Below are 23,710 nucleotides of genomic sequence, written 5' to 3'. Positions count from 1 at the left end.
CAGGCATCGCGTCCTACGCGCCGCCCCGACCGCGTTCACGCCCCCTTGACCCTCCCGGTGCGCCGGATCTTCTTCTGCAGTTGGAGGATGCCGTACAGGAGCGCCTCTGCCGTCGGCGGGCAGCCGGGCACGTACACATCCACCGGCACGATCCGGTCGCAGCCGCGGACGACCGAATACGAGTAGTGGTAGTACCCTCCGCCGTTGGCGCAGCTCCCCATGGAGATCACCCAGCGGGGTTCCGCCATCTGGTCGTACACCTTGCGGAGTGCGGGCGCCATCTTGTTGGTAAGGGTGCCGGCCACGATCATCACGTCTGACTGGCGCGGACTCGGCCGGAACACTACGCCAAACCGGTCAAGGTCGTAGCGGCTGGCACCGGCGTGCATCATTTCGACGGCGCAACAAGCGAGGCCAAACGACATTGGCCACAGCGAGCCGGTGCGCGCCCAATTGACGAGGCGGTCCAGCTGGGTCACGACGAACCCCCGGTCCGAAAGACCGTCGGCGAGCGGATTGGCCAGAGTCGGCGCGCCTACTCCCATTCCAGCGCTCCCTTTCGCCATTCGTAGACGAAACCGGCCGTCAGCAGCGCCAGGAAGACCATCATCGACCCGAACCCGTACAGCCCGATGTCACCGAGGGCCAGGGCCCAGGGAAACAGGAAGGCGATCTCCAGATCGAAAATGATGAACAGGATGGCCACCAGGTAGAAGCGCACGTCGAACCGGCCGCGCGCATCGTCGAACGGCGCAAATCCGCACTCGTACGACGAGAGCTTCTCGGGGTCCGGGCGTTGCGGCGCGATCAGCCAGGCCGCCATGGCCATGGCGCCGCCGATGGCACCCGCCACGACAAAGAACAGGGCGATGGGGAGATAGTCCGCCAAAAACGCGTTCATGGACCCGAGTTCGCATAATGGCGGGAGTGACGGGACTTGAACCCGCGACCTCTGGCGTGACAAGCCAGCGCTCTAACCAAGCTGAGCTACACCCCCATCCGAACGGACAGGCTGCCGGGGTTGTCCCCGTACGTTCTAGGATTGCGGCCGAAAGGTGTCAACCGTTTTCGTGAACCCATGAGGTCGGGGATCTCGGCTTCCCGGTCCGCGAGGGTCCACGAAGGCCGCGGCGTAGCCAGAAACTCCGGTGGCAGCCCGTGCCGGCCCGGCAGGTTCAACCTTCAGGCGCGCCTGCAACCGACACCGGCCAATGGCCGCCGAAGCCGGGCCGTTCGCACCCGTCGGTGCATCGTCCGGGTGCGGATGGCCACCACACGCGGACATCGGCCCAGTGTCACCTAGTTGACAGCGTCCTTCAGCGCCTTGGCCGGGCGAAATCGGACCGACTTGGACGCCTTGATTTCGATCGACTCGCCAGTGCGCGGGTTCCGCCCCATGCGCGCCCCGCGCGATGAAACGGCGAAGGTCCCAAATCCGGCGATCCGGGCTTCGCTTCCCGCAGACAGCGTATTGGCGATGCCGCTCAGGACCGACTCTACAGCGCGGCCAGCATCAGCTTGGCTGAATCCGGTTTCGGCGGCCACTTTGGCCACGAATTCGCTCTTGTTCAAGTGAACATCTCCCCAAGATTGGTGCACAGGCCGCACCGCCTGCCAAAGCGTTGGAAGGTACCCCCGCTGCGCACGTTCTGCAACGAGTTCAGACACCTAATCACATTTGGCGCCCTTTGGCGTCGTTCCGAGCACGTGTCGTCGAACCCGATGACCCGCCATTTTCCACGGTCTGCCGGTTGGTCTCATGGTAGATCGGCAGGGGACGGACGGCTAGACCGGAGCGTCTTCCAGCGGTCCAGCCGCTTGCGAATCTCGCGCTCCTGCCCGCGATCGGTGGGCCGGTACAGGTTTTGTCGCTCCATGTCGTCTGGAAAGTAGTTCTGACCGGAAAACGCGCCGGGAGCTTCATGGTCGTAGGCGTAGCCGGCACCGTAGCCGAGTTCCCGCATCAGCGCGGTCGGCGCGTTCCGGATGTGCAGTGGCGGCGGCAGGGACCCCGAGGACTTCGCCAGATCAAGCGCAGCCCTGTAGGCGGTGTACGCGGCGTTGGATTTTGGCGCACAGGCCAGCTCGATGGTCGCCTGCGCCAACGCCAGCTCGCCCTCGGGAGAGCCCAGTCGTTCGTAGGCATCGAAGGCGGCGATCGCCCGGGCCAGTGCGTCCGGAGCGGCGAGTCCGATATCTTCCGAGGCCATCCGGATCAGGCGGCGCCCCACGTACCGGGGATTCTCGCCGGCCGCCAGCATGCGCGCCAGCCAGTACAGTGAGGCGTCCGGATCCGACCCGCGGACCGACTTGTGCAGGGCGCTGATCAGGTCGTAGTGCTGGTCACCCTTGCGGTCATAGAGAAGGGACCGCGCCTGGACACGGGTCCGCAGGGCCGCCCGGTCGAGCGGCGCCGGCGGAGGGTCCGCCCCAAGGTCCTCGGCGAGGTTGATCAGGATCCGGCCATCGCCGTCGGCCATGTTGATCAGCGCCGTCCTGGCTTCCGGCTCCAACGCCAGCGGCCCGCCAAGGCGGTGCTCCGCGCGCTCCAGCAGTTCCGCAAGCGCCGAGTCGTCCAGCCGCCTCAGCGTGAGCACCCGACACCGAGACAGCAGCGCCGCCCCCACCTCGAAGGAGGGGTTCTCGGTGGTCGCACCGACCAAGGTGACGGTGCCGTCCTCGACGGCCGGCAGCAGCGCGTCCTGCTGGGTTCGGTTGAATCGGTGAATCTCGTCGACGAAGAGCAGGGTCCCCCGCCCTTCGCTCCGCCGCTCGGCAGCGTCGGCAAAGGCCTTCCGGAGGGTTTGCACACCCTGGCCGACTGCGGAGACCTGAACCAGATCGAGATTGCCGGCCGTGGCGAGCAGCCGGCCGATGGTGGTCTTGCCCGTGCCCGGCGGGCCCCAAAGGATGGCCGACCGGATCGCACCGGTGGACACCATCGACGCGATCGGGCCGTCGCCTTCCACCAAATGCGCTTGTCCGACGAGGTCCGCGAGCTGGCGCGGACGCATCCGGTCGGCCAGCGGTCGCTCCGGGGCCGCTGACTCCAGTCCGGCCGCCTCGAACAGATCCGTCAGCGCACGCCTGCCCCGAATGCGCTGTGCGGCATGCTGGCCGCCGCCGGCATCACCCCATCAGTCGTTCTGCCGGTTGAACCCCAGCCGGCGCCACCACGGGCCCTTGTCGGCCTCGGTCGGCTCGGGCGCTGCGCTCGGCGTTTCGGGCGGGCGGGGCGTCTCTTCCGCGGCCACGGTCCGCACTGCCGGGGTCCGGTCGACGAACTCGATGTAGGCCATGTCCGCCGCGTCACCGTACCGGTGCCCGGCCCGGACGATCCGGGTGTAGCCCCCGGGGCGACTCGCGAAGCGCTCGGACAGCGGGCCGAAGAGTTTCGCGATGTCGGCATCGCGCGGCAGGCGGGAAATCGCGTTCCGCCGGGCGTGCAGCGTGTCCTGCTTGGCGAGCGTAATCAGCCGTTCCACGATCGGCCGGAGTTCCTTGGCCTTGGGTAGGGTCGTTCGAATTCGCTCGTGCCTGATCAGCGCGGCCGCCAGATTCTTGAACGCGGCCTTGCGGTGGGCACTCGTGCGGTTGAGCTTGCGGCCGCTGTGCCGGTGTCTCATGTCGTTACTCCGGGCCCGTTCAGCGCATGCGTGCCAGGCGCGCATCGGCCTGGGCCTGAACCAGTTCCTCGATGTTCTCGGGGGGCCAGTCGGTCACCTGCATCCCGAACGAGAGGCCCATGGTCTTCAGCACGTCCCGGATTTCGTTCATCGAGCGCGCACCGAAATTGGGGGTTTTCCGGAGATCTTCTTCGGTCTTGCGGACAAGGTCGCCGACATAGACGATGTTGTCGTTCTTCAGGCAGTTGGCCGCCCGCACGGAGAGTTCCAGCTCCTCGACCTTCTTGAGAAGATGGGGATTGAGCGACGCCGTGACCTCCGGGGTGACCGCGGCGGCGGGTCGAGCCGTGGCCATGGTTCCGCTGGTGATGAAAATTCCGAGCTGATCGTTCAGCGTGCGCGCGGCCCGCTCGACCGCTTCGGACGGAGTCAGGGTGCCGTCGGTTTCTACCGTGAGCGACAGGCTGTCGTAGTCGGTCACCTGCCCCACCCGGGTGTTCTGGACCTGGTAGGCCACCGTGCGGATCGGGCTGTAGATGGCATCGACCGGGATCAGGCCGACCGAGACGTTCTCCGGTCGGTTCTGCGCCGCTGGCACGTAGCCCTTCCCGGACGCAACCGTGAGTTCCATGATCAGTTCGGCTCCGTCGTCGAGATGACAGAGGACGAGATCGGGATTGACAATCTCGACATCCGCCGTCGGCGTGATCATGCCGGCGGTCACGGTGTTCGGGCCCTTCACGCGCAATTCCAGATGGCGCGGCCGCTCGGAATGGGTCCGGAGGATGATCGCCTTCACGTTCAGGATGAGATCGATGACGTCCTCGCGCACCCCGGGGATCGACGAGAACTCGTGCAGCACCCCTTCGATGCGAATGGCGGTGACCGCGGAGCCTGGCAGCGAGGAAAGCAGCACGCGGCGGAGCGCGTTCCCAAGCGTGAGTCCGAAACCACGTTCCAGGGGCTCGATGACGAGCGTCGCCTTGCGCGACGGATCGGCGCCCGGCCGAACATCGACGGCCGATGGACTGATCAAGTGTTCGGAACCCAACCTGAAATCGCTCATGCGAATGGTGTCTCCTGATTGGTGACGGACGTTGCGCCCCCGCCCGGCCGGAGCAGGCTCGTCGGTCTCCGCATGCTGACTCGCGTCAGACCCGGCGACGTTTCGGCGGACGGCAACCGTTGTGGGGGATCGGCGTGACGTCGCGGATGGCGGTGATCACGAAGCCGGTACTCTGCAGGGCCCGCAGCGCAGATTCCCGACCGGACCCTGGGCCGCGCACTTCGACCTCGAGGGTCTTCACCCCGTGCTCCTGCGCCTTGCGGCCGACTGCCTCAGCGGCCATCTGCGACGCATACGGGGTGGCCTTGCGCGAACCCGAGAACTCGCGCTCACCCGCAGACGACCACGCGAGCGTGTTGCCCTGGTGGTCGGTGATGGTGATGATCGTGTTATTGAAGGTGGCACTCACGTGCGCGACTGCAGCGGTAATGTTCTTTCGTTGCTTGCGCCGACGACGTTCGCGAGCCATATCGCGTCACTCCGTTGAAATGCCAGACAGGACCCGCGGACTCAGGCCTTCTTCTTGCCGGTTACGGGTCGCGCCCTTCCCTTCCGGGTTCGGGCATTGGTGTGAGTGCGCTGGCCGTTGACCGGCAGCCCCCGCCGATGCCGCAAACCCCGATAGCAACCGAGGTCCATCAGGCGCTTGATCTGCATCGCCTGCTCACGGCGCAACGAACCCTCGATCATCGGCATACGGTCAACGATTTCCCGCACGCGCCCGAGTTCCGCCTCGGTGAGATCACGGACCCGCTTCTCCTCGGACAGGCCGGCCTGCTCACGGATTCGCCGGGCTGTCGTCCGACCGACGCCGTAAATGTGCGTGAGCGCGAAATCCACCCTCTTTTCCGAGGGCACATTGACACCGGCCAACCGAGCCACCGCAAAATCTCCGAGATGCAGCAAGAACCGCGCCCTGCGATGGGCGGGAACCTCGCAAGCATAAGCCCTGCACCCGCGCCGTCAACGGCGTGGCGGCATGCTCACGCGAGTGCGGCGGACTGCAGCGTGCCTACCGCTGCTTCAAGTTAGGTCCGGCATCCCGCATCGTCAAAAACGCTGGAGCCCACTGCGGTATCGACGGGCCTGTTCAGCAAGTTAAAGCGCACGAGGAACGGAGCGTGGTGGGCACGGGCGAAAACCAGTGATAGCAAGGCTCTTGACACATGGATACCCATCGTGCGCAACCGCATCCGCCAAGGCTCCAACCCGCACGGGAGGCCGATCTGACGCACGGGGCCCGGAACCTGTGTTGCCACCCACCAACGCGCAGTGTACTGTCCGACGCCAAGTGACAGTACCTGCGTTTTACCCGGTGTAAAGCGGAGGTTAGCCGTGCCTGGAGGGGTTCCCGCCAACACACATTCAGCCATGGCCGGAGTGGAGGTCGCAGCATGAAGCGAGACTTGTCAACCCTTCCTGACGATATCCACGGTACCGGTGCCCGGATGCCCCTCGTTGCCGTCACAGCGGCCGGACTCGCTGTTCTTTGTCCGACCGGCGCGCTTGCAGCCGCAGATGCTGCCACCGATTTCGTCCTCAATACCTTTTCGTTCCTGATTTGGGGCGTGTTGGTGATGTGGATGTGCGCCGGGTTCACGATGCTGGAGGCCGGCTCCGTTCGCACCAAGAACGCGTCAGTCATCTGCCTGAAGAATATCGGTCTCTACTCTATCGCGGGCCTCGCGTTCTATTTCATCGGCTACAACCTGATGTATACGGACGTCGGCCAGTTCGCAGGAACCCTCAAGCTGCTGTACGGGTCGTCGGCCGAAGAGATTGCCCTGCTCGCCCAGCAGGCGGATGCCGAGGCGGCCGTCGTCAAGGCCGGCTACTCCACGATGTCGGACTGGTTCTTCCAGATGGTCTTCGTGGCGACAACCGCATCGATCGTGTCCGGAGCGATCGCCGAGCGGGTCAAGTTGTGGACGTTCTTCGCGTTCACCCTACTCCTGACCGGCGTCATTTATCCGATTGTCGGCGCCTGGACGTGGGGCGGCGGTTGGCTGTCGGAGATGGGCTTCCAGGATTTTGCCGGGTCTACCATCGTCCACTCGACCGGCGGGTGGGCCGCGCTTGCAGGCATCTACGTGATCGGCGCGCGGCTGCACAAGTTTCGCCCGGACGGAACCGTGAAGCCGACCCCCCCTTCGAATGTGGTGGCCGTGACGCTGGGCGTGTTCATTCTCTGGATGGGCTGGTTCGGATTTAACGGCGGATCGCAGCTCGCGGTGGCTGGTGCCAGCGACGCGGTCGCGATGAGCATCGTTCTCGTCAACACCACGCTGGGGGGTGCGGCCGGCGTGATCGTCGCAATTGCCGTCTCCAGGCCGCTGCTCGGCCGCGTCGATCTGCTTGCCGGCCTCAACGGGGCCATTGCCGGTCTGGTCGCCGTCACTGCCGGTCCCGATTTCGTCGATCATTACTGGGCAGTACTGATCGGCGGGGTCGGTGGTTTCGTGTGCGCCGCGGCCATGCGCCTGATGGAAACCCTGAAACTCGATGACGTGGTCGGTGCGGTGCCGGCGCACCTGGTGGCGGGGATCTGGGGGACGCTGGCCGTCTGCATTGCGGCAGGCGGCGACTTCCTCGTGCAGTTGACCGGAATCGTGGCGATCGGTGCGTTTGTGTTCGTTACTTCGTTTGTCGTCTGGAAGGCGCTGGATCTCCTCATCGGCGTGCGGGTCTCGGCACGGGTCGAGGGACTGGGGCAGGACGTAGCGGAGCTTGGCATCGAGGCGTACCCCGAGTTCATGCTCATGCCTGACGAAGACGACATGAGGGCCGCCGGCCAGTAAATCCGACGCCGGGGGCGCCGGCCGGCTGTCAGGTGAAGCCGTCGCCGGCAAAGCGGCCAATTCTCCGGTCTCGCGCTGGCCCTGCGGCATTTCCGTGACCGGTCGTCCGTGCCGACGTTCCATTTTGCAGGCCCTTAGCATTTCTGGCATAACACCGAGGATGCACTGTGGCCTGCAACGATGGTCGGAGACCAAGGTCGTGATGCAGGGGTGGCCGAGTGGTTAAAGGCACCAGACTGTAAATCTGGCGACGTTACGTCTACGTGGGTTCGAATCCTACCCCCTGCACCATCCAGCAATCGGTTGGGGACAACCGCGTTCAAACGGCACGATGCGGGTGTAGCTCAATGGTAGAGCCCTAGCCTTCCAAGCTAGTTACGTGGGTTCGATTCCCATCACCCGCTCCAGCCCTTACTTCCCTCACAGACCGTGCTGTACAACACAATAATTGTTTTCAATTTTTGCAAACATTTGATTGCCACGCAGCTTGCAAACTTTCGGTTGCCACACGCAGCCTCGGCAGGAGGCCTATCACTCCGGCGGCAGCCCTGACCTGACTCGGCCCAGCTGTTTCGCGGTTTCAGGGTCCAGATTCCTCCGGCGGGCTTCGGGGTACAGGACCTTCGACACCCTCCAGCGCGTAGGTTCAATGCCTGCCCGAGCGAGTCTTGCCGCGACTTCCCGCACGCGCTCAGCCTCCCGGCGAACCTTCCGGCGCTTCGCAGCCTTTTTTTCAGCGCGCCAGCGTGCTCGCAGCTCTCGCAGTTCGTCCGGAAAACGGTACTGGAGATAACCCAGGCTCACGCGAAGACGCTGCGCCGCAGCCGCCGCTGAAACAGGCCTCGAGCCGCTCTCCAAGAGGCGACCGAGTGCACCGGCAATCAGCGCATGGTCACGCCTGACGCGCCTGCCGGCAGAGGAAAAGGAGCTACGTCTTCCAGGGCCGCACCGCCTCCGCCGCCAGGGGTCCAATGCATGCCGCCATGGCCGTCCAGCAACCACACCAGGTCCACGTCGGTACAGCGCGAGAAGCGCAGCACACCCCCGAGCGTCGGTCGATGCCGCGGTTGCCGCCAGCGGTACACGTTGTCCCGCACCGAGCGCTTCAGCGTCGGGTTCGTCCGCCCAAGTTCGGAACCGTGCATGTCCCATGCCTCGTGCAGGCGCTGCACGAACCCGGCTCTGGTCGGCCGCGGCTCACCCGCGTTGTGGCGTGCCAACAGCCGTCCGACCGCGTCCATGCGAAAACGCTCCTCCGGACCCAGTTCCTGCACGCTGCGATCATCGCTTCCCGCCGCCGCCAGAGCGCCGTCGCATACCGGGCACGTGAACAGCCATCCGTACTGCGCCAGCATCGGCTGAGCAGACCCGCAACTGGGACATTCCGTCCGCAATCTCGTCCGGTGCGCGTGGCAGTGCATCACGCCATCGATGTGCCACAGCAAGGGCTCGTACGGTGGTTCCCCGTTCATGGCCCTTTCCGCGTGGCACTCCGGGCACCACGACCGAACAGGCTTGAACAACGATTTGTGCTTGGGATCGAGAACGTCATGCCATCGCCGCATGCCGAGCGTCTGCACGTCCGCCACACCGGTCGCACCTGCCAGCACATCCGCAAGCTTCGGGCCGGCACCGAACGTGCCGTCGACGCGGCGCGCATCCGTGGCGAAGAACTTCGGATCCAGCAAGCCGTCGTCGAAATCTGGGCAAACTCTCTGGAGTTCGCGAAAGAGAAAGTGCGGCTGCAGCATGTGTTCGCCAGCAAGCCGCGAAACGTACCCGGGCAGGCTTTCCACACCGGGCGTCCCCACCCCGATCGGCGGGACCGGAAACAAATGCGGGACCATCAGGCGGAATCCGGCCTGATGCGCCTCGGCGTATGCTCGCCAACCTTGCGCCGGTGAATGGCGTTGCCGCCGGCGGCCCATTTCGGGGTCCTGGTCGAGTTCCGGGGAGCTTGCTTTCGCGGGGTCAGGCCCAGTTCCTGCTGGAGGATCAGCTCATCGTGCGGCTGCACCTCGACATAACGCCTGATGGCTTCCTCGCCTTCCTGGATCGCTTGCAACCGGGCACGCAGGTACGTCGCCGGCTGGCCCTTCCGGACCACGTCGTCAACGCGCAATATCGCTGAACGAAACAGCCCTGCGGGGAGAGCGTCGGACAGCGCTTCGCGAACCAAGTTCGCCAACAGCCCGGGACACCCCAAACACTTGGCGTGCAACCTGCCCATCGCCTGATGGTCGATGGGTTCCATCGTGATTCCCGGGACGTCATCCAGGAGCTTCTGTGCGAACGACCGGAATTGCTCGTATCCGGATCCCTCGCGCAAGTCGGCGTAGCGCGGCAAACGCACGACCGGAGGCGGCCCCAAGGCCTGCACGGACGCCAGGACCGACGCCACCAGGGAATCACGTCCGACCAGCAACATCCGGACGCCGGTCTGCTCGGCGATCTCCTCGACGTAGCGGTACCGCACCAAGTGCCGCGGCCGATCCTCGGAGAAAATCCGCTCGATCTGGTCCACGACCAGCAGGTCCACTTGCCGATACGCCACGGCATTCCGCAAGGCCGCGCACATCACCTCGGTCCGTTCCCGCTGGGACCCCTTCGGCAGGCGCGGCACGATGTGGGTCTGCCCGAACAGGTTCTCTACCTGCTGCGGCGGCGCGCACAGGTGCTCGAGCGCCGGGACCTTTGCCGCGAGCGCAAATTCCCTGACGAGCTGGTCCGGTTGGAACACCGTCCCGCACAGCCCAGTCGCGCGCGCCACCAGCACCGGCATCGCCTCCCGCCCGGCTTTCCGATTGGTGCGCTCGGCAAAAACGCGGGCCACGTCCGACTTGCCGGACTGCTCGGGTCCGGTCAGGAAGCCGATCCGGGCGGGGGACCTGTAGAAGGCTCGCAGCGCCTTCAACGCCCTGCGACGATGCAAGTGTTCGAGCGAAGTGCCGTCGAATTGCGCGAGGGCTACGCCCACGTCAACCGGCGTCGGCATCGTTCACCTCGCCTTCGTCGTCGTCCGTCTTGTCCAGGTAAGCCAGGGGATGGCGGGGCTCGCCATCCTCCGGTTCCATCCCGCCGGCCGCCTCATCGCCGGCCAACCAGCGCGCGGGGTCGTCCGACGAATGCCTCTCCAGTTCTTCCCGGCGGGTACGCGCCGTCTCTTCCTGGGCTTCGTCGATGGCGTCCAGCATGTCCGTCAAGCGATCATTGCCGAGCCGTTCTTCACGGCGGGCGTCGCGTTTCTCAATGGGCATCGTGAGCGAGACCAGGCGTCGATCCCCGGGCACCGCAAAGGCGTCCAGCCGATCCGCCGCATCGCAGCGGAACGCCTCGAGCCTGCCCTTGATCCGGGCAAAGACGACGGCCGCATCCTCGGGATCGAACCGCAGATAGAAGCTGCGCTCGTGCACGGGTTTCCTGGTGAACCGTCCGCTGGCGGCCGGGTTCCGGTAGCGATTGCCCAGGAAATAGAACCCCTTCTGCGGGTCGAGCACGTGCTCCCTGCTGGTGGACGGCAGCGTCGCCCTGCGGAACTGCTCGTCGTACACGAGCTTCTGGTCTGTCCGCAGCCCGCGGAGCTTCCAGCCCTCTTCCAGCGCCTGGTTCGGCGTCATGCCGATTTCCGTGTTGACCGTGTCGTTGTAGAGGGCAAAAAACGCCGCGGTCAGCCGCATGAGACCATCCAGGCCCCAGACCGCATCCTGGCGGGGATCAAATTTCTTCGTCACCATGCGGCGCTTGCGAAGCCGACCGGTGTAGCCGGCCATGTTCCGCAGCAACTGGTCCTGGTGCTCCCGGAACGCGCGTTCCACCTGCCCGGAGAACTTCGGAGCGTGCGGCGGCCGGAATGCCACCGTGCGTCTGCAGGCGCCGACCAGCACCCGGCGCAGCACACCCGAGATGAAGCCGCTCCCGTTGTCGAACAGCGAGATATCGGGAACCCGATGATGGCGCCGCACCAGATCCCGGATCACCAGCAGCGCCATCTCGCCGGATTCGTTCAGGAAACAAATGCACCAAGCGAGCACCGCGCGCGAATAGCCATCAACTGCAATCAGCATCCGGGGCCGGTCAGGCCACGGCTTGCCGCCGACGACCTCCTCGTACCACTTGACGATCCCGTCCATTACGGACCCGTCAAACTGGCCCCGGTGGAACGGCCAATCGCCCAACCGCCCCGCCGGCAGGCCGGTCGACGGCCGGGCCGCATTGCCTGCGCGCGGCGCCCTGGGACGGGGCGCTCCGGCGCTGGACCCTCGCCATGTGGGTCCGCGGACAGGTCGGCGACCGCGACATCCGCTGGCGGAGCCCGGGCTTGACGGCGTACGGACGATCAAGACGTGGCGGCAAGCCGAGTACATCGGCCGCCTGCAGCACCACATCACCGGCACGGTGGCCGAGATGGCGACAAAGATTGAGAGCCCGGGGACGCTGCGCCACTTCTACGCGATCGGCGACCCGTGGACCTCGGGAACGGTCGTGACGATCGTCCAGAACCGGGCGGAGCAGCTCGCCGTGGAGTACCACTTCGGCATGCTCAGCCGCGACCCGAACCCGGCGGAACGTGCGTACGCCGACGGGCTGGTGTGGGCGATCGCGGACGCCGCCCGCGACGGGCGCGCCACCTGGGAAGCCAGCTGGCAGCAGGCCCGGGCCGCGGCACGGGACGAACCCACGCCGCCGCTCACCGAGACGGGCGAGCCCGATCTCGCTGCGGGGCTCGACACCCCCGCGGCGATGGCCCGGTTCGCCGACGACCTCGACGGACCCTTCGGCACGGCGGCCGGCGCCGGGGACTGACGGGCAACGCATCAGCCAACGGCACTGGATCACCGGGACGTTTGTCCCGATCCTCCGGATCGCTGCCTCCGCCGTCTGCACCGCTGTTCCGCGCAACTACACGCGACCCCGCGCGGTCGGGACGCCCCATAGCACAGCCCCACGCACGGGCGCCGGCTGGTTCGCCGAATTCGTCCGGGACCCCGAGGCACGGGTCACGGCTTGATCCCGAAGACCGGGGCGTCCATGTCCCCGCCTTTCCGTCGATGTCGGGCCGCCCCGCGTGGTGTTCCTACCGCGTTCGTTTGTGTAACATTATAACATTTCCGGCATGCTTCGCACGGTGAGACTTGTGATGGCCGAACCGCCGACCCGACCCCGGCCCTGCACCGACCCGGAGTGCCGCGGACGGCACGCACCGGACGAGCGGGTCGCGCTGGCAACAGCGATTTGCCAGGAACGCGGCGTACAGATGACCGCGTTGCGAAGGCGCATCCTGGAACTGCTGTGGGACAGCCGGGGACCGACCAGCGCCTACCAGTTGATGGAGACGCTCAAGCGCCGGGATGCGCGCGTCGTCGGGCCACCAACCGTGTACCGGGCGCTCGACTTCCTGATGGCGCAGGGTCTGGTCTCCAGAATCGAGAGCCTGAAAGCCTACGTCCCGTGCGTCCATCCCGAGCGCGACCACGATTGCCTGTTCTTCATCTGCCGGGACTGCCGGACATCGTTCGAGTTCGAGAATCCGCGGATCGCAGCACTGCTGGCCGAGGATGCCGCCGGGTTCGGGTTCGTCGCGACGCGTCGCACGGTCGAGGTCGAGGGCAGGTGCGCGCGATGCGCAGAAGCCGCCACGGCATAGCTGGATCCGATGGCCTGTACCCATGGAGAGCCCGTATCCGGAAAGACCGTCCCGGCTGCCCATCCCCGGCATGACGTGGTCGCCGCCAGCTACAAGGACGGTGCCACCATCCTCGTGCAGGTCGGCCGCACGCATTCGGTTCTGGTCAAGCGGCTCGGCGAGGGCGCTGTGAGCGCGCTCGCATGGTCGGCGAACGGACAGCATCTCGCCCTCGGAACCGAACGCGGTCCGGTCGGCCAAATCAACCTTTCCGACTGGCGGACCCCCTCGTGAGCGCGAACGGTGGAACTTCAGCCGAGGCTCCTTCATGAAACGGCGAGCACAACGGGCACCTTCCCCATGCATCGACGTCTGCCGTACCGACCCGACGACGGGGTGGTGCCTGGGCTGTGGCAGGACTGACGCCGAAATCAGAGAATGGCGCAAGCTGACACCGTTCCGCCGAGGCCGGTTGGAACGGGAACTCGCGCGGCGCCTGGCAAAGCTCGGACAGCGCAAGCCATCGGAAACCGACTGAAACCGTCGACGACCACCATTCACGATCCGAGGACTCTGCTTCCGTCGGTATGTCTCCTGCCGACGGGGCCAAGGAATTTCCTGCGGCAGCGCTGCCGCACGCCTGGGTGGACCTGCGCAGCACCGTCATGCCGGGTACCGCCGTTCCCGTCACAGCCGGCGCTCTGGATCCACGGCCACGTCCACGACGCGGTGGACACCAGGCTGGGCGAGACGCGGATGCCGGCCAACCCTCGGGGCTACCCCGGCGAGGGCCGCGGCAACGGCTACCGGGCGGACCTGACGCTCGACATCTGAGCCCTGCAATACGCACAAGGCGCGCGCCTGCCGGCGGCAAGTTGCCAGTTCGCCGGGCGGAATGCAGCCGACGGCTTGAACCCACCACCGATCCCCGACTCCACGAACCCGTCCCGTTCCACCGGGACGCCGACCAGGAGACACGCCATGCCACGTTCGTCACGCCCGACCCGGGCCGAACTCGCAGCCAGCGCCGCCGCGGCCGGCATCCGCAAGCTCAGGTACCGCGTGGTCCAGGACTTCGACGAGGAGGAAGTCATCGGCAACAGCCGCCCGGAAACCGACGGCAGCAAGGCGGTCAGCGCGTACTGGCGCTCGCGCCACCGGGCGCTGAAACGAGTGCTACTCGAGACGGCGAGGGAACTCTTCAGGAAGGCCGTAGAGCGCGAGGAGACCGCCGGCGGCGATCCGCTGTACAGCGTCACCCTGACGTGGACGCCGGCCGACGACCGGTGCCACGTCGAGACGCTGTACAAGCCCTGCTACAACCACGGCGTGAAGCTCGGCCGGAAGGCCCGGAAGGAGCTCCGGAAGCTGGCCGGGAAGGTCTTTGCCGTCGCCGATGCCGCCGAGGACGGCGGCCGGTTCGACCAGGCGATCCGGCTCACGGTCGACACGCCGAGCGGCCTTCCGACCGAACTGGTCAGCGACCCGGGCGATGTCTGCCAGGACGACGCGACCTACGCGCTCGCCGCCGCCGCCGCGCGGCACCTCCGGAAGCGCCGGCCCGACTGGCAGGAACTCGACCACGACGGCATCGTCGATACGTACCTCAGGGTGAAACGCAAGCGCGGGGGACGCCTCAAGCTCATGCTGCTCGCGTGCCCGCTGACCGGCGTGCCGGTCCCGGGGCCCGCGCACACGTGCTAGCCGAACCCGCGAAGGGGCGAGGCGGGCGGCACCGGATTGCCCAAGCGCCGATGCGCCGGGGTTGGCACGGGCCGCCGAAGCCAGGAGGGAAACGATCGGATGGCCAACATCGAACCATCAACTATCGGGCAGCCCGGTGCCCACAACGATTGGGCTCAACTCTTGGGCTGGCCCTGATGGTCAGTTGCTGTCTCAGTATGATTCTTGAACCGTTGTTGCCGTGCCTCTGAAGCCGTCATCGTTTCCACCTTTAGGCGTCCCGAACTTCCGGCAGAGGAAAACTTGTCGAGACGCTTGGAAATCTTCTTCAGCGACTCTGCGATATCATAGTCAGCGGATCCGCTCGGCGGAAAGATCACGAGAAACTGACACACATCCATTTCATGCTCTTCTTCGAATTGTTTCCCTTCCAGGTTTTGCCACTTGACTATTGCCCGGAAGGGTGGAAGCCGGTCATCTCCCAGCAGCCCACCTCCACTGCCGAAAAACATACAAATGCGTTCACCCTGCGGCAGGAATCCATACGGTGTTCTGTCAGATCTATTCATCGGGGCGACCCGGCCATTCGCGTAAAATCATTCATCGAAATCAAAACCGAATTCAATATTCCTTGCGGGACCACGCCCCACGTTTTCCAGGACTAGGTTCAGTAGCGATACGTGCTTCGGGTCACCTGTTAGATACGCGATCACCTTGGGGTCTTCGCCCACCTTTCTGAACAGTTTATTCTCCCGGACAAGGCTGTAAGTCGCCCATGCCGTGATTGCTGCGGCAACCGCCACGACAACTGTCGCGACAGCGGTCACGATGCCATGGCCGGTGGCAACCCATTCCAGGATTGAACTCACTGTGCTGTGCTCCCCTATTTTGCCGCCTGCTGCTGATTGCTTCTCAGCAGCGCCTCCAGTGCGGCGTCGTTAGAAATGTCCGCATCCCACCCGTAAGCCGCCGCGACGGCGGCATCGAGTTCCACGTGGGCGTCGGCAAGCCACTGGGGGCGCGCGTTGTAGAGGTTTGTAAGCGTGCGTGCCTTCAGTTCGTTCGCCGCTGCCGCGTCGCGGGCGACCGGGCGCATCGGATAACCGGGAACCTGCTCGTCCCACCACTCCACCCATTCGGGTGGATTCAGCCAACGGTCGCGGAGGTCGACCAACCGTTGCGCGGCCTCCGCTATGGCGACGGCGCGGGGTTCGCTGGCATAATCGGCAGCCGGAACGTCCGGTGACAGGCCCTCGGGGAAGGGGAAGGTCTCGAAGGTCGTGGTCGGCGTGTAGCGGGGCCGATCCTCCAGGCTGGTGCCCAGCCGCAGCGACCATGCCTCGTGGAAGCGGCTGTGCAGGATGCCGAACGTCGTGTCGTCGTCACGGGCGATTACGATGAGCTGACAGTCGGGCAAGATGCGCGCTTCGCACCATGCGAACAGGCGATGCTTGGCCACGCGCGGAGTAGCGATAAATCGGGCCATGCCTTCCAAGGCCTGCCACATTTCCGGGCGCGGACGCTCGTGCCGCCACCAAAACCGCTTGACTGATGCCACCCTGTTCTTTTGCCGCTTCGGCCAGACATGCTCCCTTACGTGCGCGAAGGGCGCTTCGTAGAGCGCGGCGTCGGCCTCCAACATCTCCCACCCGAAATCCACAATCCACTTGCCCGCCAGACGGCGGGTCAGGTCCATCCCGTTGACCCAGGGCCTCAGAACGTCGGCGTTGGGCCGTCCGTTCGGATTGGCCGGCAGGCGCAGCCATTCCCGCGCCAGATCGCCCGGAACGTCGAAAGCGCCGTTCTTGGTGTCGCCCAAGAACGCCACACCGCGATTGTCCGAGAGTCTGGCGGCACCGGTAAGGTCAGCCGCCGCATCGGTCAGATCGGCATTGATGCGAGCAACGTCTATGCCATCCAGGCGCAAGGAACACCCGGCGTCTCTCGGGCCGAAGCAGATCAAAGACACCCGTACGGCAGCACCGTCCACGATCCATGGCTCGTCCGCCCAAGCGTCGTAAATCGTTGACTCGGCAACGATCCGATCGAGCACGACGCGATTGTTACCTCCGCGAATCGAATTGGTTGCGGCCAGGCCACTTCGAGAGGCGCTGCCGGAGGTCACCAGTTCGCCCGCCTTGCGAAACCAGTAGCAGACAAGATCAGCGGACCCTGGGACCGATTCTCGATAGGTGTGGCGTAGGCGCTCGGTGTATTCGTGACCCAACCCATCGCGCATGACCTTGTCTCCGAGGAACGGCGGGTTGCCGATCACGACGTCGGCTTCCGGCCAATCCGGCTCGGTCCCGTCCGGTGCGAGGATTGCGTCGCGGCATTCGATGGTGTCGAGCGGGTCGAGGATCGGATTGGTCGATGCGCCGAACCCGTTGCGCCGCATCCACTGGATTTCGCCGATCCAGATTGATACCCGGGCAAGCTCTGCCGCGTAGGCGTTGATCTCGATGCCCTTCACGCTGGCTGGACCAATCTCCGGGAACCCGCGCGCCAAGCCGAAGGCCTCCGCCTCGAGCTGGACCCGGTGCTCGATGTCCTTGAGAGCGTGCAGCGCAAGGTAGAGGAAGTTGCCCGAGCCACAGGCCGGGTCGAGCACAGTGAAGCGGCGCAACCCTTCGAGGAAGGTGCGCACTAGGCCGTCCGCCTGCCGGCGTTGCCGCGTCTGCGCGGCCTTCGACCGCGCCTTCTCCGCACGCTTTAGCGCGGCAGCGATGGCGCTCTTCGCCATCTCCCATTCCTCGAGCAGCGGCCGAACGATCACCGGATCGATGATCCGCATGATCTTGTCGCGGTCGGTGTAGTGCGCGCCGAGCTGCGAACGCTTATCCGGGTCGAGCCCGCGCTCGAACAGAGTACCGAGAATGGACGGATCGATCTCCGACCAGTCGAGCACCGCCGCCTCAAGCGCCGTCTCGACATCATTGCCTTCGAGCGGCAGGGCGGTGTCGTCGTCGAACAACCCGCCGTTGAACCAGGCCACCGTTTCGAATCCCACATCGCCGCCGGTAGACATTGCGCCGAACAGCCGCGACGCGTAGTCAGCGAACTTCTCGGGTTCGCGCCGCGTGCGCTCCAGCATCCGAGTGAACATGCTATCGGGCAGCAGGCCCACGTCCTCCGCGAACATGCAGAACACCAGCCGGTTTACGAAGTGCGCCACCGTCTGCGGGTCGTGGCCGCGCTCGCGCAGGGACTGCGCCAGCAGCGCGAAGGTCGCCGCCGCGCGCTCGGTCAGCGCCTGCCGGCTCTCGCCGGGGCGCAGGCGTTCCGGATCCGACATCGCCCACTTCAGCTTGTCCCGGCAGGCCGCGTCGGCGAGATCGTCGAGCGCGAACTCGTGCGTCGCGCTCACGCTGTTCGTCCAGTTGGTGCGGATGCGGAACCGCGCCATGTCCGAGACGATCAGGAGCGGCGGGTTCTCCAGCGCCAGCGCGTACTGCCGCAACTGGCTGAACGCCGCGTCAAGGTTGGCGTGCTTGCCCTTGTACTCCCAGGCAAAGCAGTGACGCTTCCACACGTCCGCCCAGCCACCGCTGCCGCCGTCCTTCCGTGCACCGCGCTCGAAGCAGTAGTGCTCACCGGTCGGGTCGGCCTGCGCCGGGGTCGGTTCGCCGAGCAGCCGGCAGAGATCAATGAAGTGCTCCTGGGCGGCCGAACTTTCCTTCAGCTCGGACGCGCGCCACTTGGCGATGAATGCGCCCGGCGTCATCGGGTCCATGGCGTCCGCGCAACCGGTGCAGCACCGGAACTAACCTGTCCCGTTGGAAGATGCATGTGCTGACGTTCCGGCGTTCGGCTGCTCCGCAGTCCGCTCAGTGCCCTATCGGTGTTCTCCTCCCCTTCCGCCGCGCGGACCCAAAGGTCAGAGGCGACATATCTGATCATTCGTCCACCGTCGACCGCAAATGCCCGTCCCGCAACCAGACAATCGTTGAGAAGAGAAATTCTGTCATGAAGATCGCATTGAGACTGCTCTGCATTGACGAATACTCGACCAGACCGTGAACGACGGCATGACGGTTCGGTACTGGGTCATCCGCGAAACGCTGCCGCGCATCGTCATCCCTGACCGACTCGTACAGGTGCCTCGACAGACGACGACACAGGTGCAGTCCGAAGAAGCCCGCCCGCCTCGCAACCGACACCGGAAGCTCTCGGGTGAGTTCACGCAGCCGAGGCTGGCTGGATAGGTCCTTTGTCAAGCGGTCGCCGTGCAATTCCTTACGTGAAACGCGTTCGATTTCCGGAAACAGGAGACGGCTGACGCTGCGGTAGAGCCGCGCTTCATGCGCCGTCAGCGCCTCACGGAACGTCGCCTTCGCTTCATCGTCCAGAGGGCAGGTGGTCAACCAAGACTCGACCGCGCGGCGGACATCCTCCCAGTGTTCACTGTAGTAGTTGCGCAGGAACGGTTGAATTGCTTGCCCGTCACGAGCGCAGGTCCTGACTTGATCAAACGGAGTGGAACGGTGAAGGAGCCACCCAGACTCGTCCAAGGACTCCTCCAGACGCAGTTGGCTTACCAAGGGTTCCAGAACGTTTGGGAAAGCCGGAAGCTCAAATTTGGGAAGGGAACGTCCAAACTGATGGTCAAAGCCGATTCGCCTGACAACGCCTAGGTACTGTTCAGCTGTTCTCGAAAAGGCTTGGCCTATGTCCGCCAGTGCTGAGTGCAAAGAAACAGGGAAGCGGACAGCAGATCGCTGAGCAGACTGCTGGAATGCCGGCCCTGCATCACGGGCGTGAGACGCTGTGGCCAAGGCCTCGAGAAAGTCAATATTGCGTTTGCGCACTTGTTCCCGTGCCATCTGAAATTGCTCCATGGCGCCAAGCGTCCCCGTAGCAGCATCTACCGTCTACGGGAATCTTTTGCAGCGGGAGCACTTGTCAAGCCTCGATCGGCAGCCTCTCCTCCGCTGGCGACTGCAGCTCCTTCAGCAGCACCCTCCGGAGCCAGTGCTTCTGGCCGATGTCACGCTTGTCCTCCAGTCCCTCGGGCACCTCGTCCAGGGCCCTGGCCAGCGCCGCGCTGGTGATCGCCAGTCCCTCGCCGGAGCGTCCGGGCGCGCCGAAGATCTCCCCGCAAACGACGCCAAGGATTGAGCACTTTTCCGGCACCATCCGAACCACTGGAGCCGAGCGCACCCAATTGCGGGGCCGTCAACTGTTTGGCGCCGCATGCTGCTGAAATTCCCTGAGACTGGATGGCCCATCGTCGAGGGCATCTTCAGCAGCAACTGCACTCACCTTGCGACAGGACAAACCGACTGAGGTTGGTCAGCACAAGGCGTTCGATTGGGTAAATCGGACTGCTGCCGCCTTATCTGGGGAACCAGCCGAATGCCCGGTGCGCCGGGACAGAGCTTCAGCCAACTGGGCCGTACGTTGAAACCTTTCCTTTGCCACGCCGCCAAAATTGCAAAGATTCGTTAGCCACGTGACTGTGGAGCCCTGAAATGCCCAACTAATGATGCAAACACTCAGTTTCCAGAGGTGCAAACATGAAGTGTGTTGCGCACGTGCGCTGTCCGGTCCGCGACGTCAGCGACGGTCGATGATGTCGAAGGCGGTCGGAGAATTTGCGTGGATGACCGGGAGAAACTGCGCGATCGGTTTAATCGCAGTTTCTCACATTGGGACCCAGAACTGCCAATGGACGCCGTAAAGCCCGGTGTCGCTTCGCTCATCGTGCGGCGCGGATGGATCATCTGGACTAAGTTCGAGGCACAAGCCGAGGATGACCTGCCACACCTTGACTACTACGCCATGCACCGGATGACCAACGACCGCCATGTCCGACTGTACGCGGACGGTGACACGAACTGCCTGCCGACGATTGTGTCGTACATGATCCACCCGGCTGACGCCACCAACGCAGAAGTGAAGGCATTGGATGAGGAGCGAGCCTCGCGGAAGCAAGCGGTGGAGGAGCTGTTGGAGGCCAAGGGCTTCGTCATGACGGCCGATGCCCACCCCAGCGCCCCAGTCAACCGCCATCTCGCGATGCACTCGGAACGGCAAGACCCCGACCCCGACTAGCTGCCTGTCCGGCCGCCAAGGGGCCGTCAGCTGCGCCCTATGGGACCGAGGGGCGGCAAGGCGCAACGCCCCACTTCGGCATCTACCTTGTGCAGAACCCGCAGCATGGCGGGTAGCGCTAACACGCCGTTGCCGCCGGAGAGTCGTACGCGGCATAGCGCGGATTACCCGCGATTGAAACGATCGACTCGGTAGGGACGCAGGTCGATGTTCGGCTGGCGCATGCCCACCAAATCGGCAACCAGCCTGCCCACCCGCGGCCCCATCGTCATACCGACATGCTGAGATCCGAATGCGAAGAGAACGGCCGGCGCATCTGGGAGCGGTCCGATCAGCGGCAGGCTATCGACCGTTGACGGTCTCTGACCCATCCATGTCGTTTCCTCCCGCCATGCAAGACGGGGGTAAACCCGTCGGATGGTACGCCGCAGCGCCTGGAGCGGCGCCTGGCTTGGAGGCGCGTTGACGGGGGCCACCTCCACTGTCCCGGCGAAGCGCAGGCCGTCTGCCATCGGTGTAACCGACGTCTTGGCATCAGCCACCATGATCGGACCGCGCGGCATGTGAGAGGCGCCCGACAACATCACGTGATAGCCTCGCTCGGCAACCATCGCCGTCTTGTAACCGAGGCGTCTTGCCAGCTCTGCCGACCACGCTCCTGCGGCCAGCACCACCCGGTCGGAGTGGTGCCGGGCACCGCCCGCCAGGGTGACTGCCGCCCCGCCACCCTCGCAGGGTGCGATGTCGACTACCTCCCCGAGCAGGAACCTTCCGCCCTCGCGTTCGAAATGCACAGCGAGAGCCGCCACGTAACCCGCTGGCGACGCGATGTACCCGTGGTCGCGGAACGAGGCCGCGAAGCCATAGGTGTCCGACAGCTCCGGCTCGCGCACGTTCAGCGTCTCGCGATCCCACTCGTCCCAGTTACTGCCCAACCGTCGGCGCAGGCTGAAAACGAATGCATCCTTCTTGAACGCAGCGCGGTCGCGATAGATGGCGGTGTAGTTGGCCGACTGAACAAAGGACAGCGCGTCGGTTCCACGTGCAAGGGCCAGATGCTGCTCGACAGTGTCACTGATCAGTGGCGCGAGCGCCGCGGCGATCTGCGCGACCTTGGTACGCCTGCCATTCCAGAGGAACTGCAGAAGCCAAGGCATGGACCGCACCAAGCTGACCCAGTGAACGTGTAGCGGCGCATCCCGGCTTAGTAGATAGCCCGGCAGCTTCCACACCAGCCCTGGCACTGAAACCGGAATTAACGAACTCGCGGCGAGCACGCCAGCGTTGCCCCAAGATGCCTGGCCCGGGTCACCCGGTCGGACCCGGTCAATGAGGGTGACTTCGTGTCCGTCACGGCGCAGCCACTCGGCCGTGGATATTCCAATGATCCCCGCACCCACGACGGCGACGCGCACTGAGCTAACCATCCCGCGATTCCGAAGGGGGCCAACAGAAGCCAAACCCGCGAAGGACCCTACCGGTCGCTGCCATGCGAATCCCTCGTGACATTGCCCCGGCCACAGTTGAAGCTCCGCGTTGCTGTGGCGGACGCCAAGGAAAGCCTAACTTCCGCGACGGCTGGAGATCTCGTCGAGATCAACGGTCGTTCAAAACTCGGTGATCAGCTGCAACGGACGTTCAACACCCGCTGTGCGACGAACGTGTACGTTCCGATTGCTACCGCTGGTTCTCCCTGAATCCTAAACGTCTCGGCCAGCCACGCCAGCTCGCAAAGAAGTGGTCTGTCTCATCGGGGCCGACTAGCAGCCCGCCGCTGCGAACCCCCTCAGCCCACAACTTCTCGGCCGGTTCCCGCAAACGGGGCCACCAGCGGGGGCTATGACCCACGGAAGCGAGCTTGTCCCCAAGTTTCGCTTCTGTTTTGCAGCACACTCTTTGTTTTTGGTTGGGCCTTCTATCGAATACCTGACGGGCTACGTTGCCAGCCGTCAATTCGTTGCCAGGCTTGGTCTGACTTGAACCAGCTCTAATTCGGCCCCCACATTCCGGCGGGAAGATTCAGGAACTAGGACTTTTCGAATAGCCGCGGTCCCCGGCCAGGCAAAGCCCTTCGTCAATGAAGGCTTCCGGTCTTCTGCTTACTTCTTGCATCCGAGTTGCTAGGCGATGGCGGGCGTTGGAGACGGCGAACGCAGACCCGAGTTCCCACGTCGGTATTCACCTAGTTCCCTGAGTGGTCAGGGCGCTGCCGTAGGGGCGTCGCAGAAACGTTCAAGCCATCGGCGTCGCCACAGGGTTCTGGTCCTGCGGACCCTGCTCATGTGACCACGCGGTTGCGCAAACCTTCAGACCCCGGAAGGCCTCCGCTAATCCTAGGTTGCGCCGTTCAAGCCAATACCTCGGAGATCAAAGGAGCCTGCGCACTCTGCGGTAATCCCGTCGAACTGGCCGCCGTCACTCTGACGGGGCCCTAGTCGACGAGCGCGATGTTTTCGGCGGACATCCTGCCGTTCCGCCCCGGCACGAGTTCGAAAGACACTCTCTGCCCTTCGTTCAACGTGGCAAGATTGGCTCTTTGGACGGCGCTGATGTGAACGAACGCATCCTCCGAGCCATCCTCGGGCTGAATGAACCCGTACCCCTTGTCAGGGTTAAACCATTTGACAACACCAGTAGCCATGACAGCTTCCTTTCACGACAATTTGGTCGCAACGCCGCACTATACGGCGCTCGTTGAAAACGTTCACACTGTCGGGGAAGGTATTTGGCCGCTCGGTTACGCGGGCAATCACGTACGCAACAGCGCTTTAGCAACGCCACTGAATCATACTTGTGAACGACAAGCGCGCAAGCAACTACGAGGCGAACAGGTTCTGGAGCTGAGCCAGCTTCGCGGCAC

Annotated in this window: 25 protein-coding genes and 3 tRNA genes; 9 read left to right on the top strand and 19 right to left on the bottom strand. The window is 64.7% G+C overall.

What is annotated here, in order from left to right:
- Positions 1-35: 35 nt before the first annotated feature.
- The 9 genes from OXH60_04910 to rpsM form a co-directional block, all read right to left on the bottom strand.
- Positions 36-545 carry an NADH-quinone oxidoreductase subunit B gene (locus OXH60_04910; GenBank protein MDE0711457.1) on the bottom strand — a complete coding sequence of 170 codons (510 nt, stop codon included), beginning with the start codon at positions 543-545 and terminating at the stop codon, positions 36-38.
- Entirely contained in the window at positions 536-901 is a 366-nt protein-coding gene (locus OXH60_04905; GenBank protein ID MDE0711456.1) for an NADH-quinone oxidoreductase subunit A, read from the bottom strand. Before OXH60_04905 ends, OXH60_04910 begins: the two co-directional genes overlap by 10 nt.
- Before the next feature lie 18 nt (positions 902-919).
- Positions 920-997, bottom strand: a tRNA-Asp gene (locus tag OXH60_04900).
- Between the two features lie 302 nt (positions 998-1,299).
- Positions 1,300-1,572 carry an HU family DNA-binding protein gene (locus tag OXH60_04895; protein ID MDE0711455.1) on the bottom strand — a complete coding sequence of 91 codons (273 nt, stop codon included), beginning with the start codon at positions 1,570-1,572 and terminating at the stop codon, positions 1,300-1,302.
- Positions 1,573-1,757: 185 nt separating this feature from the next.
- The gene (locus OXH60_04890) at positions 1,758-3,014 is read right to left on the bottom strand and encodes a replication-associated recombination protein A (protein ID MDE0711454.1); all 1,257 of its coding nucleotides are present in this window, start codon (positions 3,012-3,014) and stop codon (positions 1,758-1,760) included.
- 123 nt (positions 3,015-3,137) lie between these two features.
- Complete coding sequence (gene rplQ / locus OXH60_04885) at positions 3,138-3,626, bottom strand: 50S ribosomal protein L17 (GenBank protein ID MDE0711453.1); 489 nt, start codon at positions 3,624-3,626, stop codon at positions 3,138-3,140.
- A 19-nt stretch (positions 3,627-3,645) separates the two neighbouring features.
- On the bottom strand, positions 3,646-4,692 hold the full coding sequence (locus tag OXH60_04880) for a DNA-directed RNA polymerase subunit alpha (GenBank protein ID MDE0711452.1): 1,047 nt from the start codon (positions 4,690-4,692) through the stop codon (positions 3,646-3,648).
- 85 nt (positions 4,693-4,777) lie between these two features.
- Positions 4,778-5,161: a 30S ribosomal protein S11 gene (gene rpsK / locus OXH60_04875; protein ID MDE0711451.1), complete on the bottom strand. Its 384-nt coding sequence runs from the start codon at positions 5,159-5,161 to the stop codon at positions 4,778-4,780.
- 41 nt (positions 5,162-5,202) lie between these two features.
- Positions 5,203-5,574: a 30S ribosomal protein S13 gene (gene rpsM, locus OXH60_04870; protein ID MDE0711450.1), complete on the bottom strand. Its 372-nt coding sequence runs from the start codon at positions 5,572-5,574 to the stop codon at positions 5,203-5,205.
- A gap of 512 nt (positions 5,575-6,086) precedes the next feature.
- On the opposite strand from rpsM, the gene OXH60_04865 reads away from it, so the two are divergent.
- From OXH60_04865 to OXH60_04855, 3 genes are all read left to right on the top strand, one after another.
- On the top strand, positions 6,087-7,490 hold the full coding sequence (locus tag OXH60_04865) for an ammonium transporter (protein ID MDE0711449.1): 1,404 nt from the start codon (positions 6,087-6,089) through the stop codon (positions 7,488-7,490).
- 204 nt (positions 7,491-7,694) lie between these two features.
- Positions 7,695-7,781, top strand: a tRNA-Tyr gene (locus tag OXH60_04860).
- A gap of 42 nt (positions 7,782-7,823) precedes the next feature.
- Positions 7,824-7,897 (top strand) — tRNA-Gly (locus tag OXH60_04855).
- Positions 7,898-8,371: 474 nt separating this feature from the next.
- On the opposite strand, the gene OXH60_04850 is transcribed toward OXH60_04855, so the two are convergent.
- From OXH60_04850 to OXH60_04840, 3 genes are read right to left on the bottom strand one after another with little or no spacing between them, the layout of a single operon-like run.
- Positions 8,372-9,337: a TniQ family protein gene (locus OXH60_04850; protein MDE0711448.1), complete on the bottom strand. Its 966-nt coding sequence runs from the start codon at positions 9,335-9,337 to the stop codon at positions 8,372-8,374.
- Positions 9,337-10,485 (bottom strand): AAA family ATPase, encoded by a 1,149-nt coding sequence (locus OXH60_04845; GenBank protein MDE0711447.1) that lies wholly within the window; start codon positions 10,483-10,485, stop codon positions 9,337-9,339. The genes OXH60_04850 and OXH60_04845 overlap by 1 nt, the downstream gene beginning before the upstream one ends.
- Positions 10,469-11,620 carry a transposase family protein gene (locus OXH60_04840; GenBank protein MDE0711446.1) on the bottom strand — a complete coding sequence of 384 codons (1,152 nt, stop codon included), beginning with the start codon at positions 11,618-11,620 and terminating at the stop codon, positions 10,469-10,471. Before OXH60_04840 ends, OXH60_04845 begins: the two co-directional genes overlap by 17 nt.
- Before the next feature lie 136 nt (positions 11,621-11,756).
- Here OXH60_04840 and OXH60_04835 point away from each other — a divergent pair, with 136 nt between their 5' ends.
- From OXH60_04835 to OXH60_04815, 5 genes are all read left to right on the top strand, one after another.
- Entirely contained in the window at positions 11,757-12,293 is a 537-nt protein-coding gene (locus tag OXH60_04835; GenBank protein ID MDE0711445.1) for a hypothetical protein, read from the top strand.
- A gap of 334 nt (positions 12,294-12,627) precedes the next feature.
- Positions 12,628-13,134 (top strand): Fur family transcriptional regulator, encoded by a 507-nt coding sequence (locus tag OXH60_04830; GenBank protein ID MDE0711444.1) that lies wholly within the window; start codon positions 12,628-12,630, stop codon positions 13,132-13,134.
- 9 nt (positions 13,135-13,143) lie between these two features.
- Entirely contained in the window at positions 13,144-13,407 is a 264-nt protein-coding gene (locus tag OXH60_04825) for a hypothetical protein (protein ID MDE0711443.1), read from the top strand.
- Positions 13,408-13,441: 34 nt separating this feature from the next.
- The gene (locus OXH60_04820; protein ID MDE0711442.1) at positions 13,442-13,651 is read left to right on the top strand and encodes a DUF1289 domain-containing protein; all 210 of its coding nucleotides are present in this window, start codon (positions 13,442-13,444) and stop codon (positions 13,649-13,651) included.
- A gap of 443 nt (positions 13,652-14,094) precedes the next feature.
- Positions 14,095-14,817 carry a hypothetical protein gene (locus OXH60_04815; protein MDE0711441.1) on the top strand — a complete coding sequence of 241 codons (723 nt, stop codon included), beginning with the start codon at positions 14,095-14,097 and terminating at the stop codon, positions 14,815-14,817.
- A 155-nt stretch (positions 14,818-14,972) separates the two neighbouring features.
- On the opposite strand, the gene OXH60_04810 is transcribed toward OXH60_04815, so the two are convergent.
- From OXH60_04810 to OXH60_04790, 5 genes are all read right to left on the bottom strand, one after another.
- Positions 14,973-15,365 carry a hypothetical protein gene (locus tag OXH60_04810; GenBank protein ID MDE0711440.1) on the bottom strand — a complete coding sequence of 131 codons (393 nt, stop codon included), beginning with the start codon at positions 15,363-15,365 and terminating at the stop codon, positions 14,973-14,975.
- Between the two features lie 27 nt (positions 15,366-15,392).
- Complete coding sequence (locus OXH60_04805; GenBank protein MDE0711439.1) at positions 15,393-15,665, bottom strand: hypothetical protein; 273 nt, start codon at positions 15,663-15,665, stop codon at positions 15,393-15,395.
- A 14-nt stretch (positions 15,666-15,679) separates the two neighbouring features.
- Complete coding sequence (locus tag OXH60_04800) at positions 15,680-18,529, bottom strand: class I SAM-dependent DNA methyltransferase (GenBank protein ID MDE0711438.1); 2,850 nt, start codon at positions 18,527-18,529, stop codon at positions 15,680-15,682.
- Between the two features lie 163 nt (positions 18,530-18,692).
- A complete protein-coding gene (locus OXH60_04795) occupies positions 18,693-19,634 on the bottom strand; it encodes a hypothetical protein (protein MDE0711437.1) in 942 nt (313 codons plus the stop codon).
- Positions 19,635-19,698: 64 nt separating this feature from the next.
- Positions 19,699-19,932 (bottom strand): hypothetical protein, encoded by a 234-nt coding sequence (locus OXH60_04790; protein ID MDE0711436.1) that lies wholly within the window; start codon positions 19,930-19,932, stop codon positions 19,699-19,701.
- 531 nt (positions 19,933-20,463) lie between these two features.
- On the opposite strand from OXH60_04790, the gene OXH60_04785 reads away from it, so the two are divergent.
- Positions 20,464-20,850, top strand: coding sequence for a hypothetical protein (locus OXH60_04785; protein MDE0711435.1), 387 nt, complete (start codon positions 20,464-20,466; stop codon positions 20,848-20,850).
- A gap of 164 nt (positions 20,851-21,014) precedes the next feature.
- Here OXH60_04785 and OXH60_04780 read toward each other — a convergent pair whose 3' ends face one another.
- Both OXH60_04780 and OXH60_04775 read right to left on the bottom strand, forming a co-directional pair.
- Positions 21,015-22,277 (bottom strand): FAD-binding oxidoreductase, encoded by a 1,263-nt coding sequence (locus OXH60_04780; GenBank protein MDE0711434.1) that lies wholly within the window; start codon positions 22,275-22,277, stop codon positions 21,015-21,017.
- 1,004 nt (positions 22,278-23,281) lie between these two features.
- Positions 23,282-23,491, bottom strand: a complete 210-nt coding sequence (locus tag OXH60_04775) for a cold-shock protein (GenBank protein MDE0711433.1) — start codon at positions 23,489-23,491, stop codon at positions 23,282-23,284.
- Positions 23,492-23,710: the final 219 nt, after the last annotated feature.

The organism is Rhodospirillales bacterium (genome assembly GCA_028824295.1).
Taxonomy (GTDB): domain Bacteria; phylum Pseudomonadota; class Alphaproteobacteria; order TMED109; family TMED109; genus VXPW01.
This window is presented reverse-complemented; position numbering and strand designations above follow the sequence as displayed.